Raw genomic sequence first — 13123 nt, 5'->3', positions numbered from 1 at the left:
GGTGATGAATATGAGAAAATTCAGAAGAGCCACGTTATTTGCGTTAATAGCCATTATTAGTGCGCTATTAGTTTATAGCTGTTCGGAAATTCCAATTGCTCCAAGAGTTATTCCGAAAGACCCTGTGGACACGACAAAACCTTCAACATCTGGATATTCAACGACAGATATATTCGGTACAGTGGATAAGACACCTTCACTCGTACCGATAGCAGTTCCAGATACGGTTAACATTAGGATAAGCTTACCAGGTGTTGAGAATTTACCAGTTAGCACTCTCCGGGTGTTCGAAGATAACAAAGAACAAGGATTTGTACTATATAAAGAATCAACAATTAGAAATAGACTTGATATAGCAATAATCTTGGATGTGACAGGTAGCATGAGCTACGCAATAAACGGGGCTAAAAATAGTATAATAGATTTTGCAACAAATCTTGAAGAAAGCGGCATGGATGTAAGAATTGGTGTTATACCATTCGATGACTATGTTAACCCGCCAAGTGATATCGATGTTGATCCTCCATATTTAGGGTTATCTTCACCGTCTGATGCGAAAGATTACGTTGGTGTACTGTACGCTGGTTACGGTGGCGATTGGGCAGAAAACCCGTACGATGCAATAATGTTCGCTGCAACAGCTCTTGAATGGAGACCGAGTGCACAAAGAGTTATGATAGTCATAACCGATGCACCGGCACACTATAAGTCTGACGGCATAGGGTTTTCACATTTTGATAAGGCAGACATGTTCCCAGCATTAGTAGGTTTCTTCACAATCCACGGCGCTTTTGTGCCAAGTGGTTATTACTACGACACCACTACTGACTTTTCAGACCCAGGTGACGTTAGAGAGCTTTGCCAGAAAACAGGCGGTGTGATAAAGTACACTGACAGTGCAGGAAACGTTAATCTTAACGATTTAGGTATCGTCGAGTATGTCGAATCTTCGTGGATAGTCTCTTTCGAAAGCGATTCGCCAGCTGCAACCCATACGATTGAGGTCTTTTACACTACCAGCACTGACAAGAGATATCTGAAAATAGAAGGTGCAACTTACTAAGGCATTTCTAAGACAATGAAAGAAAGAGGCGGTGTGGATAATCACACCGCCTCTTTTATGTTCTATCTCTCAAAAATCTCATCAATCTCTTCCTTTGAAAGTTCTCTCCACTCACCTTTTTTGAGACCACCAAGAGTGAGTCTACCTATGCGAACTCTCATGATTCTTTCCCATTCTATTCCAATCTTCTGGCACATTTTTTTAATTTGATGGTATTTTCCTTCAATAATTGTTATTGAAATAGTCTTCTCATCGATTTGTCCTATCTTTGCTGGCAGAAATTTCTCACCATCAATTTCTAATCCTTTTTCAAATTCTTTTTTAACTTCTTCCGTTAGTTTGTAAGGCTGCTTCGTATATATATAGTATTCTTTCTCAACGTGTTTTTTCGGAGATATCAATCTGTGTGTGAAATCACCATCGTTAGTCAGGATCAAAAGACCTTCGACGTCTTTATCAAGTCTTCCGGCTATGTGCAGTTCATCGACATATGGATGATCAATAAGGTTAAGGACGCTTGGTTCATATTCTGAAGTCGTTGAAACGAATCCTGATGGTTTAAAGAGCATTATATAAACGTTTCTATGAGAATTTACATATTCACCATCTACTGTTATCTCATCATTTGGTGACACGTGAAATTCTGGTTCATCTACTACACGACCATTAACAGTAACTCTTCCTTCTTTTATGTACTTTTTTACCTCGCTTCTTGTTCCCACCTTTGCGTTTGATAGGTACTTATCTAACCTTATTGATTCTTTAATACTTTTCATGATGAACCTTCTTTCACGAGTTTTTAATACTTTTGATTGCTTCTATGATTTTCACTACTTCTTTATTCTCTTTTACATCATGGACGCGTACTATTTCAACACTATGCATAGCGCAATAGGCTGTCACCGCAAGCGTTCCGTTTAATCTTTCTTCTGGCGGTAAGTTCAGAATCATGCCTATCATCGATTTTCGGCTTGCACCTATGAGTAGCGGATAATTAAGCTTCCTAAACTCTTCAATCCTTTTCAGTATTTCAAGGTTGTGTTCCAGCTTTTTGCCAAACCCAATCCCTGGATCAAGTATTAGTTTGTCCACTCCATGTTCCTTAGCGTATCTGATACGCTCATCGAAAAATTCCACGATTTCCGCGACAACGTCTTTGTATTCAGGATTCTCTTGCATAGTCTTCGGATTGCCTTTCATATGCATGAGTACAACAGGACATTTGTAGTGTGACGCGACTTCCACCATTTTTTCATCGAATCTCATAGCGCTGATATCGTTGATTATATCAGCACCTTCTTCGATAGAAAGTCTTGCAACTTCGGATTTATAAGTATCCACAGATATGGGTATGTCGAAGTGTTTTCTAATAATCTTTACAGCCGTTACTGTTCGCCTTATCTCTTCTTCAAGAGGTACTGCTTCTGCGCCAGGTCTTGTGCTCTCGCCTCCGACATCTATTATTTCAACCCCATCTTTAATCATTTGCTCAACTCTAATCAACAAGTTCGTCTCATCTACCCTGCTACCTGAATAGAACGAGTCAGGTGTGACATTTATTATTCCCATTATTCTTGTCCTCTTTGCGTCCATTAATTCATTGTAGTTGAACATACAACCACTCCTTATTTTGTTTCATTGTTTTCTCTCACCTTAGTTACTATGATGCTAACAATCTGCACATCAGGGAGAGAAATTGGTATCTTTGCAACACCATAGTACGGATTGTTTATGAGGAGATATCTTTTATCGGCTGATAATTCTAAAGAAAACTCACCATACAATGTATAAACTCGCCGATTTAATAGCCTTTTTGTGTATATGTCGTAAGTATCTCTGTAAATCGTGGTTTTACCTTCCAAAGGTCCAACACATTTGTACAGAACACGTTTAAGATTTTCAACCTTCTCATCAAATGCAAAAGATGACGTAGATAAAGTTTTGGAATATTTTGAATTTGGTTGTTTAGTTGCATGTCTATGGTAATCGAACCTGATGTAGTTGATAACATGGAATACTCTTAAGGTTCTTATATTCGTATTTAATATATAAGCCATGTGCTGGAGCACATGGCTATATCCATCCAAAGCGCTGATAAATATGATGGTAGAAATTATTAGACAAACCAACAGCTCGATATAGCTCAAAGAGAACCCCCCGCAATCCCCTTGAGATACGGTTGTTCAAACAAACAACAAACAATATGAGAAATGAATGATAAATTTAAAGCTTGAATTTTTCCTTAGGTGCTTCTTCTTTTGCTATCCTGTCCAAGACCCCGTTGATAAACTTGGCGCTTTCATCTGTGTCGTACTTTTTCGTGATTTCTACCATTTCGTCCAAAGTAACCTCTATTGGTATGTCATTCTCGTATAGCAGTTCATACGTGCCAAGTCTCAGAACACCTCTTGCAATGTGCGATACTCTATCAAAACTCCAGTTTAAAAGATGCTTTTCAATTATTTCATCAATCTTCGTTTTCTGTTCATGGATATTTTTGAGATATCTTTCTGCATCTTTCTTAATATTTCCATCCTTAACTGATTTTAATGCGTCACTTAATATTTCATCGAAATCTTCAGGTCTAAAGTCAAGTTGAAAAAGCGCTTTCAAAACTGACTCTCGAAGTATCCTTCTTTTGGAAACCAATTTTTTCAACTCCTTGAATTTCAGCACTACTCACGGTTAGGATTTCGAAAACTCTTTATCGCTAACACCAGTAACTACAACGTTAACCGCTTCAACTGTTTTGTCCGTCATCTGCGAAACATTTTCCGTGACAGTTTTCATTATATTTTCAGAGAAAGAAAGAATGTTCTCACCGTACGGAACTTCCAATTTGATGTTAACGATTACATTGTCCTCAGGTGTTCTCTCGATGTCTATATTTTTTCTAAATTTCTTGAACTCTTTATTATCTGGTTCTACACCATATATACTGCATATTGACCTGTACGCAATTTCGGCAATAACATTATCTGATACTGTTATGTTCCCCATCTTCTCCCTCCTTTCGATATCCTTAGATTTCTTCCCATGCCTTACCCTCTTTATGCCCTTTCAATGTACTCGCCAGTTCTTGTATCCACTTTTATTTTATCACCAACGTTTATAAAGAACGGAACACTAATCTTTAGACCTGTTTGGAGAACTGCAGGTTTTCCACCACCAGAAACTGTATCGCCTTTGAAATTTGGTTCTGTCTCTATCACTTCTAAAACAACCGTTGTTGGAAGTTGTATTCCTATTGGTTTTTCATCGTGCATAACCAGATCGACCTGAGTGTTCTCAATTAGATAATTCTTTGCCTCATCAACCTCTACCTCAGGAATAGCGTACTGCTCATAAGTTTGCAAGTCCATGAAGTAATAATTCTCTCCATCGTTGTAAAGGTATTCTGCCTTTCTGAAAGAAAGTTCTGCTTCCTCAACTTTTTCACCACTTGCGAAATTTGCGTCTCTTACAAGTCCGGTAGAAAGGCTTTTAAGCTTTGTTCTTATCAGTCCTGAACCTCTTGCTCTGAAATGCTTGTTGACATCGATCACGCGGTATATGTCACCTTCATACTTTATGTACATACCTTTCTCAAGATCTCCTACTTCGATCATACAGACACCTCCAACTCTCTTTATTCATATTTGACAACCAATATTGTTGTATCATCATGTTGCGGTACACCATGAGAAAATTCAAAAACAGAATCCATGATCCTTTTTACTATATCAGAAGCCTTCAAATATCTGTTCATCATTATCGTTTCTTGCAGCCTTTCAAAGCCATATTCTTCACCGGAGATATTTCTGGCTTCCACAACTCCATCTGTGTACGCAATCAGTATATCTCCATACTCAAGTTTGAACTTTTCAACATCGTACCACCCATCTCCAAGAATGCCGAACGGAGTGCCAGTGGATTCAAGCTTTACTATTCTATTTCCTCTTAGTATATATAACGGATCATGACCAGCATTGACGTATTCCATGTTACCGTCAGAAGTTATCCTTAGTATTATAGACGTTATAAACCTACCAGTTTCAAAATCTTCATGAATCATTTTATCAAATTGAGCCGCCAGTTTTTTCAAGTCAGTAGATATCTTTCCCGATAGCCTAAACATGCTTCTAAAAGATGACATAATAAGCGCTGCAGGTAATCCTTTTCCAGAAACGTCCGCAATGCAACATACAAAAGATCCATCATCAGCTTCAATTACATCGTAATAATCCCCACCAACCTGTATCGCGGGAACGCTCCGGGCGCTGATATCAAATCTTTCGTGCGTTGGGAAGTACTTGGGTAGTAGACCTTGCTGTATATTCCGAGCTATTTGAAGCTGCTCTTCGAGCTTTCGCTTTTCTATTTCACGTTGGAGCATTATATATCTATTAATAGAAGTAAGTAATTGTTGAGCCACTGCTTCCGTGATTTTCTTGTCGCCCGCTGTAAAAATCTTCTTAGTTCCATATCCAGAGATCAGTAATATACCGTATCTACCAAACTCCGCATAAAGAGGAACGGCAATAAATCCTCCGGAATCTTTGTTATAATCAACAAAAAAGGTATTTTCATCTTCGATATGTTCAATGGCAACTCTTTTAATGTAATCCTCTGCTTCTGAAAGTCCAAAGTATTCGTAATAGGATTTTTCATCGACATTCAGTATAATTACTCCTGCAGAATAGTTCACAGCATTTTTCAAAAGTTTTAAGACATTTCTCAGAATCATCCAAGGCTCGTTTACAGAGGCTATTATCTTATTTATTTCAAAAAGAGCAGAAAGTCCCTCGTATGTTGCCGTTAGTTCTTCGAGCTGTGCATCGATTAGTTGTTGCAGAGCATCGTTATTTGATTTTTGATCAATTATCCATTTTTGAAGATATTCTGTAACACGAGTACACTCCAAAACCAATGTTTCTACATCATTTATGGGTAGAATTTCCAAACCTACAAGCTGTGCAACATCTGTAACAGCTTTTGAGAGTTTCAGAAAAATTTCGTCATTCATTCGCCAAACTCCTCACTTCTTCAATGAGCTGAGTTGGGCTGAATGGTTTTGTAAGAACTTTTTTTGCACCTAAGGATAAGGCAATTTGTTCGTCATCTTGCCCACCCTTTGCAGTCAAGACAATGACAGGAATATTCTTTATGTTTTCATCTCTCCTCATCTCTTTGAGGACAGCAAATCCATCCATTCTTGGCATCATTATGTCCAAAATTACAACATCTGGTTGCCAAGTTTTCATCTTTTCAAGTCCATCTATTCCATCTATTGCTTCTTCCACGTCAAATCCGATTTTTTTAAGGTTAAAAACCGTTATTTTTCTAAGGACATCTGAATCGTCAACAACAAGTACTTTCATAAATCGTCCCTCCACCTATTCTCTTCCAAGTCATTTAAAAGGTTATGCAAATCCAATTCTTTAGCAAATGCCCTTTTTCTTGTAACCAAAAAAACACCGTTTAACAAGTACGGATTGAATATGTTATCCTTCGCAATTCTATATTTTAACACATAAATTCCATTTCTCAAAACTATATGAAAATCTCTTAACAACTCGCTTGGTATAAAAACTTTTCCAGAATGTTTTTTAAATTCCTTTTTCAAGTTAATTTCTTCTTTTGAAAACACAAGGTACTCATATTCATCAACAACACGGTTTAAATTGACTTCAACATCAAAGACATCTGCCAATTCAAGTCCAAAAGGCGATACTTCATTCACTGATTTCAAAATCTGCGCTTTTTTTATTTCATGACTTGTTTTTTCAGCATCCAATTGAACTGAAACGTAAAGCGCTAAATCTATAACTCCTGTTGGCGTTGAATCCAAAAAGGAAATCTTCGGCTTCGGGTGGAATCCTTCAGAATATTGCAATTTCAATCCTGACCTAATAAGTGTTCGTGTTATCAAATTTGCAGTTTCTATGGCAGAAAGAAACCTTAGAAAACCTTTCTTTTTGAACAGTAAAATCATTATACTCCTCCGAATCTATCGCTATATCTTATTCTCTCATTCTTCTCCAAGATAGACTTTCTTCACCATTGTATCTTGCAGAACATCTTCCGGATGTCCTTGTGCTAAAACTTCACCTTTATGAATCACATATAACCTATCTACAATAGGCCTTAACGCATCAACCGAATGGTCGGTGATTATAACCCCTATGCCTTTTTCTTTTAACTGAATTACTATCTTCTGAATTTCCTTTACAGTTTTCGGGTCAATACCTATGAAAGGTTCATCCAAGAGAACAAATTTAGGGCTTAGTGCCATCATCCTTGCCAATTCAAGTCTTCTTTTTTCTCCTCCTGAGAGTGAAAATGCAAACTGCTTTTTCAAATCTTGAATACCGAATTCTTCCAAAGTTGATTTAACAATCTCTTCTCTTTCTATTCTTCTTAGTTTCTGAAACTCAAGAACTAATCTAACATTGTCCTCTACTTTCAAGTCTCTGAAAACAGAAGTCTCTTGTTGAAGATACGTAATTCCAAGCCTTGCACGTCTGTGTATGGGCATATTCGTTATATTCTGTCCGTTGAAATAAACCCTACCTTTTGTTGGAACAACAACACCGAGTATAATGTTAAATAATGTAGTCTTGCCCGATCCATTTGGACCGAGCAAGCCTACAACTTCTCCAGTATTAACGTAAGCATTAACGTTATTAAGCACTACTTTTCTACCAAACTTTTTGAATATGCCTTCACAAGAAATCTGATCGAATACTCTTTCATCCATACAGTGTTTTTGTTTATTGCAATCTTATTTCTTTGCAGTCTTAAGATATTTTATGAACGCATCTGTAATGTTGTACGAACTGCTTCCGTAAGCCATAGTTGTGCTGTTGAAGATAAAATCGTATCCCATTACTTCCGCATATTCCTTTACTTTATTAAGTATTTCTGCCTCTATTTGTGCTTGTGTTTGAGCGATCTTATTGTTGATTGTCTGCTGATATTCAAGATACTTTTGTTGTTTTTGGTTTTGGTCCTTTATCTTATCAAGTTCGGCTTGGTACTTCGCAATCTCGTCTTGCATCTGTTTTTGAAACGTGATCCACTTATCGTAATTCTGAAGAACCTTGTTTGGATCGATGTATCCAAGTTTTGGACCAGACTTTGAATCAGCAGCTGTACCAACGATAACTGCTAATACAACAAGTGAAAGAACAACTGCATACAAAAAGTACCTTTTCATCATAGTAGCACCTCCATGCTGTGATTAAATTACAAATCATATTACAGATTCTGCAAAACTATTGAAGCAGCGCCAAGAATTCCAGCATTTTCAACTAACGGGCTTTGAACTATTGTATACGTATCTTTGAAGGAAGGCATAACAAGGTGTCGAACCTTTTCGCGAAGTGGGGCAAAAAGTATGTTTCCTGCCCTGGAAACACCACCACCGATAACTACTATACTTGGGTTGAATATATGTATAAAATTAGCGACTCCGATTGCAAGAGCATTTACAACACGTTCAGCTATCATCTGTCCGAGCAAATCACCATTACGTGCAGCATCAAACACCGCCTTAGCATTTATCTCTTCAGCAGAGAATATCTCGGATTCCGGAAATTTCTTCTGCCCTTCAAGAGCCATTCGCCTTATTGCAGTTGCCGAGGCAATAGCTTCCAAACATCCGTAATTTCCACAACCACACTGTGGTCCGTTGGGTTCTACTATAACGTGACCAAGTTCAGTCCCTATTCCATCTTTTCCTGTTATGAGTTTCCCATGTGAAATGACACCACCGCCAACACCTGTTCCCAACGTCAAGGCTACTATGTGTTCATGACCTTTACCTGCTCCAAACCATTTTTCACCAAGCACAAATGCGTTTGCATCATTCTCAACAAAAACAGGCTTATTTAGCAACTTTGAGAGAGTTCCACCAAGATTGAAATTTATCCAGTCAGGGAAATTAGGGGAGAACCTTACAATTCCATTATCGTGGTCAATCGAGCCAGGAGAGCCTATTCCAACACCAATATAGTCCTCACCATTGCTAACCTCTAAAACTGCCTGAGCCATTCTTTTAACTACTTTTTCCTTACCTTCCGCTACTCGAGTTTCCCATTCAACTTTTCGGAGAATCTCACCACTTTCGGTATCCACAAGCCCAACCTTAAAAAAGGTTCCACCTAAGTCTATACCAACTACGTACACTTTCGATTCCTCCTTAGTAATAATTAGAAAAAATTCTCAATTCATTATAACACACTTTCGGTATATATTGTATAATAGAATTTGAAATAGAGCAACAAGTACAATTTAAATTCTAAATTCTTTATCAGGAGGAAAGTTGTAGAGATGCCTGACTATACCGAACAAACAACTCAGGATATCCTCGAGAAAATAAAGCTATTATCACCTGGTACAAAACTGCGAAGAGCGCTCGATGACATAATACACGCTCAACTTGGCGCGTTAATTGTTTTCATCAATGAAGATGATATGAAAAACAGCAATGTTTTTCAGTCAGGTTTCAGGCTAGACTGTCCATTTACACCGGAAAAACTATACGAATTATCAAAAATGGATGGAGCAATAGTAATGGATGAAAACGCGACGAAGATATTGGCAGCAAACGTTCATCTTGTGCCGGATCCGAGCATTCCAACATCTGAAACAGGCACGCGGCACCGAACTGCAGAAAGAGTTGCCAAGCAACTTGGCAAAATGGTCGTCGCAATTTCCAAGAGACGGAACGTTGTCACATTGTATTACAGAGATAGAAAACACGTTTTCGAGGATATAAACTTCGTCCTGACAAAAGTTGGTCAAACGATAAACGCACTCGAGCGCTTCAGAGAATCTTTTGACAGGGATTTGGAGCGTCTCGACGAAATTGAGATCGAAGGACGTGTACCGTTGGAATTCGTATGCGAATTGTTGATTAGAGGTGTTGAGATCAACACGATCTCTGCAAATATTCAAACAAGCATAATAGAACTTGGAAACGAGGGAAAATTGGCTCAGCTCAGATTAAGAGAAGTACTGAGCGATCTGGACGAAATCATAAAACTTTTAGTTATGGATTATTCGAAAAAAGAGGTAACAGAGGAAGAAGCGGCAAAGATAACGGAAGCAATAACCAAATCCGAGCACAAGATAATGAACGTCTCTAAAGCTCTTGGATACGATGTACCAAACATCCAGCAACTTTCAGAAGTACGTGTAAGTCCCCGAGGTTACAGAATTCTAAGGAACGAAGTTCACATACCCATGAACATTTCACAAAATGTCATAAAATCATTCCACAGTATCGATAAACTGGTTAAGACGAACGCAAGTGTGCTTCAAAAAGTGGACGGCATAGGCTCAAAACGTGCAAAAGCAATTGTAAAAAGACTAAGAGAGATAAAGAAAAGGCGCGTGTAAGACGCGCCTTTTCAATTGCCGTTCTCTTAAATTAAATGTACGACAATACCACTCTTCAGTTTTGGTTCGAACCATGTGGATTTTGGAGGCATTATCTTTCCTTCATCGGAAACTTTGAGCAGGTCATCTATCGACGTTGGGTACATTGCAAACGCTACCTTAAAGTTTCCACTGTCTACGAGTCTTACAAGTTCTTCGATGCCAAGAATACCACCAACGAAATCTATTCTCTTATCGGTCCTTGGATTTTCAATACCAAGTATCGGAGCTAAGAGATTGTTTTGCAGTATGGAAACGTCGAGTGAAGCGATGACATCGTTTTCATCATACGTTCCAGTCTTAGGTTCGAGTCTGTACCATCTGCCAGATAGGTACATACCGACTGTGTGTTTTCTCTCTGGTTTGTACGTACCATTAACCTTTGTAATTTCAAACACTTCGCCGACTTTTTTCAAAAACTCTTCTTCACTCATGCCGTTCAAATCCTTCACTACTCTGTTATAGTCAAGTATTTTAAGCTGGCTATGTGGAAATAGTGCCGCTAAGAAATAATTGAATTCCTCTTCGCCTGTGTAGTTCGGATTCTCATTTCTGAAATCTATCGCAGCCCTGACAGCGGCAGCAGCCCTGTGGTGTCCATCTGCGATGTAGAACGCATCGACACTTTTGAATGCTTCAACAATCTTATTGATTTCATTTCTATCTCTTAATACCCAAACCATATGTCTTACACCTGATTCATCTGTAAAATCGTATTCCGGTTCACCGGTCGCGTGTTTCATTATCAATGAATCAACTTCTGGTCTGGATTTGTACATCAAAAATACAGGTCCTGTGTGAGCCTTTACTACTTTGACGTGTAAGGCTCTTTCATCTTCTTTATCTTTTCTTGTGAGTTCGTGTTTCTTAATCTTGTTCTCTATATATTCATCAACTGAGAACGTTGCGAAAATTCCAGTCTGAACGTGGTCTCTCCAATGTTGTTGATAAATGTAGATGTAGGGCTCACCATCTTCGAACATGTGACCTTCTTTTATAAGCCAATCCAGATGTTGCCTTCCCGTTTTCAACACTTCTGGGTCATGCGTATCGGCTGAATATTCGAAATTTATCTCTGGTCTTGAGACTTTGTAGAATGTGTACGGGTTGTTTTTTGCAACATCGCGTGCTTGCTCTTCTGTCACAACGTCGTACGGTTTAGCTGCTATTTTACTGACCATTTCCTTAGTAGGTCTTAGTGCCTTAAAAGGTCTAACTACCATCCAATCACCCCCAAGTATGTATCTATTTATCTAAGAATTATTCGACAGCTATCTTGCCTTGATAAAGCGGGAACTTCTTGCAGAGCTCCATGACACGGTCGGAAACTCTCTTCGCAACTTCTTCGTCTACATTTCCTTCCTCGTCCTTAACGTTCTTAAGCACTGTTACGATGAGCTCGGCAATTTCTTCCATCTGCTCTTCCTTCATTCCCCTGGTTGTTAGTGCCGGTGTTCCAAGTCTTATTCCACTCGCCACAAATGGTGACCTTGTTTCATTTGGAATCGTGTTCTTATTGACTGTTATATGGCAATATCCGAGTGCTGTTTCTGCAGCTTTACCCGTTACGTTGAGCGGGTTAAGGTCAACGAGCATCAAGTGTGTATCGGTACCGCCGGAAACGATTCTCAACCCCCTACTTTCAAGGGCTTTTGCAAGAGCTTTTGCGTTTGCTACTATCTGTTTTTGATATTCTTTAAACTCATCAGTCAACGCTTCTTTGAAACATACAGCCTTAGCTGCGATAACGTGCATCAGCGGACCGCCCTGTATTCCGGGGAATATCGCTTTATTTATCGCCTTGTAGATTTCTTCGTCGTTTGTAAGAATCAAACCACCGCGCGGACCTCTCAATGTCTTATGTGTCGTACTTGTCACAACATGTGCGTATTCAAGAGGATTTGGATATAACCCCGCTGCCACCAAACCAGCAAAGTGTGCCATATCGACAACGAGGTAAGCACCAACTTCATCTGCTATTTCTCTAAACCTCTTGAAGTCGATAATCCTTGAGTAAGCACTTCCACCCGCTACGATTATCTTTGGTCTGTGCTCTAATGCTAATCTCCTGACTTCATCGTAGTCAATTACTTCCGTTTGAGGATTCACTCCGTACTGGACAACTTTATATATCTGTCCCGAAAAGTTAACACTTGCACCGTGTGTAAGGTGTCCTCCGTGACTTAAAGACATACCCATCAAAACAGAACCAGGTTCTGCAAGCGCAAAATATGCTCCCATATTCGCTTGAGAACCGGAGTGTGGCTGTACGTTAGCATACTTGGCGTTGAAAAGCTTCTTTGCGCGTTCTCTTGCAAGTGTCTCTGCAACATCAACCCATTCACAACCACCGTAGTATCTTTTCTTTGGATAACCCTCCGCATACTTGTTTGTCAAAACACTTCCCATAGCCTCCATGACAGCTGGAGACACAAAATTCTCAGAGGCAATTAGCTCAAGCCCATATTCTTGCCTTTCCCATTCTTTTAAAATAACCTCATAAATCTCTGGATCGCTCCTCTTAACGCTTTCCCACATAGCTACACCTCCCAATTTGAGCTAATAAACTACAAGAATTTACGCTTGTACGATAAGATTATATATCAACAAGAAAAAAACGTGGAGTTCGAAAAACTC

16 protein-coding genes are annotated in these 13123 nt (G+C 39.0%); 2 read left to right on the top strand and 14 right to left on the bottom strand.

Annotated features, from left to right (window positions below; translation table 11 throughout):
• The first annotated feature begins 10 nt into the window (after nt 1-10).
• Nucleotides 11-1063, top strand: coding sequence for a vWA domain-containing protein (locus tag BUA11_RS04010; RefSeq protein ID WP_072758606.1), 1053 nt, complete (start codon nt 11-13; stop codon nt 1061-1063).
• Between the two features lie 62 nt (nt 1064-1125).
• On the opposite strand, the gene BUA11_RS04005 is transcribed toward BUA11_RS04010, so the two are convergent.
• From BUA11_RS04005 to BUA11_RS03950, 12 genes are all read right to left on the bottom strand, one after another.
• Nucleotides 1126-1839 carry a pseudouridine synthase gene (locus tag BUA11_RS04005; RefSeq protein ID WP_084634350.1) on the bottom strand — a complete coding sequence of 238 codons (714 nt, stop codon included), beginning with the start codon at nt 1837-1839 and terminating at the stop codon, nt 1126-1128.
• A 13-nt stretch (nt 1840-1852) separates the two neighbouring features.
• A complete protein-coding gene (gene folP, locus BUA11_RS04000) occupies nt 1853-2677 on the bottom strand; it encodes a dihydropteroate synthase (protein ID WP_072758604.1) in 825 nt (274 codons plus the stop codon).
• 11 nt (nt 2678-2688) lie between these two features.
• A complete protein-coding gene (locus BUA11_RS03995; protein ID WP_072758602.1) occupies nt 2689-3210 on the bottom strand; it encodes a hypothetical protein in 522 nt (173 codons plus the stop codon).
• A 76-nt stretch (nt 3211-3286) separates the two neighbouring features.
• Entirely contained in the window at nt 3287-3712 is a 426-nt protein-coding gene (gene nusB, locus BUA11_RS03990; RefSeq protein WP_072758600.1) for a transcription antitermination factor NusB, read from the bottom strand.
• 36 nt (nt 3713-3748) lie between these two features.
• Complete coding sequence (locus BUA11_RS03985) at nt 3749-4063, bottom strand: Asp23/Gls24 family envelope stress response protein (protein WP_072758598.1); 315 nt, start codon at nt 4061-4063, stop codon at nt 3749-3751.
• Between the two features lie 50 nt (nt 4064-4113).
• Complete coding sequence (efp, locus tag BUA11_RS03980) at nt 4114-4671, bottom strand: elongation factor P (RefSeq protein ID WP_072758595.1); 558 nt, start codon at nt 4669-4671, stop codon at nt 4114-4116.
• A gap of 20 nt (nt 4672-4691) precedes the next feature.
• Entirely contained in the window at nt 4692-6068 is a 1377-nt protein-coding gene (locus tag BUA11_RS03975) for a PP2C family protein-serine/threonine phosphatase (protein WP_072758593.1), read from the bottom strand.
• Complete coding sequence (locus BUA11_RS03970; RefSeq protein ID WP_072758591.1) at nt 6061-6423, bottom strand: response regulator; 363 nt, start codon at nt 6421-6423, stop codon at nt 6061-6063. The genes BUA11_RS03975 and BUA11_RS03970 overlap by 8 nt, the downstream gene beginning before the upstream one ends.
• Nucleotides 6420-7037, bottom strand: coding sequence for a TIGR03936 family radical SAM-associated protein (locus tag BUA11_RS03965; protein ID WP_072758589.1), 618 nt, complete (start codon nt 7035-7037; stop codon nt 6420-6422). The genes BUA11_RS03970 and BUA11_RS03965 overlap by 4 nt, the downstream gene beginning before the upstream one ends.
• A gap of 36 nt (nt 7038-7073) precedes the next feature.
• Nucleotides 7074-7802, bottom strand: coding sequence for an LPS export ABC transporter ATP-binding protein (gene lptB, locus BUA11_RS03960; protein ID WP_072758587.1), 729 nt, complete (start codon nt 7800-7802; stop codon nt 7074-7076).
• Between the two features lie 24 nt (nt 7803-7826).
• A complete protein-coding gene (locus tag BUA11_RS03955) occupies nt 7827-8264 on the bottom strand; it encodes an OmpH/Skp family outer membrane protein (protein ID WP_245789504.1) in 438 nt (145 codons plus the stop codon).
• A gap of 38 nt (nt 8265-8302) precedes the next feature.
• Nucleotides 8303-9232, bottom strand: a complete 930-nt coding sequence (locus tag BUA11_RS03950; protein WP_072758586.1) for an ROK family protein — start codon at nt 9230-9232, stop codon at nt 8303-8305.
• Between the two features lie 144 nt (nt 9233-9376).
• Between BUA11_RS03950 and disA the strand changes: the two genes are divergently transcribed.
• The gene (gene disA, locus BUA11_RS03945; protein ID WP_072758584.1) at nt 9377-10447 is read left to right on the top strand and encodes a DNA integrity scanning diadenylate cyclase DisA; all 1071 of its coding nucleotides are present in this window, start codon (nt 9377-9379) and stop codon (nt 10445-10447) included.
• Between the two features lie 26 nt (nt 10448-10473).
• On the opposite strand, the gene BUA11_RS03940 is transcribed toward disA, so the two are convergent.
• A complete protein-coding gene (locus BUA11_RS03940) occupies nt 10474-11709 on the bottom strand; it encodes a DUF1015 domain-containing protein (protein WP_072758581.1) in 1236 nt (411 codons plus the stop codon).
• 37 nt (nt 11710-11746) lie between these two features.
• Nucleotides 11747-13024, bottom strand: coding sequence for a serine hydroxymethyltransferase (gene glyA, locus BUA11_RS03935; protein ID WP_072758579.1), 1278 nt, complete (start codon nt 13022-13024; stop codon nt 11747-11749).
• Nucleotides 13025-13123: the final 99 nt, after the last annotated feature.

The organism is Fervidobacterium gondwanense DSM 13020 (assembly GCF_900143265.1).
Lineage (GTDB): Bacteria > Thermotogota > Thermotogae > Thermotogales > Fervidobacteriaceae > Fervidobacterium > Fervidobacterium gondwanense.
The sequence above is the reverse complement of the archived record's forward strand: the minus strand, read 5'-3'. Positions and strand labels throughout refer to the sequence as shown.

Bases quoted from the DNA above. Each gene is read 5' to 3' on its own strand.
- efp (WP_072758595.1), bottom strand. From the start codon at position 4,671: ATGATCGAAGTAGGAGATCTTGAGAAAGGTATGTACATAAAGTATGAA.
- BUA11_RS03955 (WP_245789504.1), bottom strand. From the start codon at position 8,264: ATGATGAAAAGGTACTTTTTGTATGCAGTTGTTCTTTCACTTGTTGTA.
- BUA11_RS03975 (WP_072758593.1), bottom strand. From the start codon at position 6,068: ATGAATGACGAAATTTTTCTGAAACTCTCAAAAGCTGTTACAGATGTT.
- BUA11_RS04010 (WP_072758606.1), top strand. From the start codon at position 11: ATGAGAAAATTCAGAAGAGCCACGTTATTTGCGTTAATAGCCATTATT.
- lptB (WP_072758587.1), bottom strand. From the start codon at position 7,802: ATGGATGAAAGAGTATTCGATCAGATTTCTTGTGAAGGCATATTCAAA.
- BUA11_RS03985 (WP_072758598.1), bottom strand. From the start codon at position 4,063: ATGGGGAACATAACAGTATCAGATAATGTTATTGCCGAAATTGCGTAC.
- BUA11_RS03940 (WP_072758581.1), bottom strand. From the start codon at position 11,709: ATGGTAGTTAGACCTTTTAAGGCACTAAGACCTACTAAGGAAATGGTC.
- disA (WP_072758584.1), top strand. From the start codon at position 9,377: ATGCCTGACTATACCGAACAAACAACTCAGGATATCCTCGAGAAAATA.
- BUA11_RS03965 (WP_072758589.1), bottom strand. From the start codon at position 7,037: ATGATTTTACTGTTCAAAAAGAAAGGTTTTCTAAGGTTTCTTTCTGCC.
- folP (WP_072758604.1), bottom strand. From the start codon at position 2,677: ATGTTCAACTACAATGAATTAATGGACGCAAAGAGGACAAGAATAATG.
- BUA11_RS03970 (WP_072758591.1), bottom strand. From the start codon at position 6,423: ATGAAAGTACTTGTTGTTGACGATTCAGATGTCCTTAGAAAAATAACG.
- glyA (WP_072758579.1), bottom strand. From the start codon at position 13,024: ATGTGGGAAAGCGTTAAGAGGAGCGATCCAGAGATTTATGAGGTTATT.
- BUA11_RS04005 (WP_084634350.1), bottom strand. From the start codon at position 1,839: ATGAAAAGTATTAAAGAATCAATAAGGTTAGATAAGTACCTATCAAAC.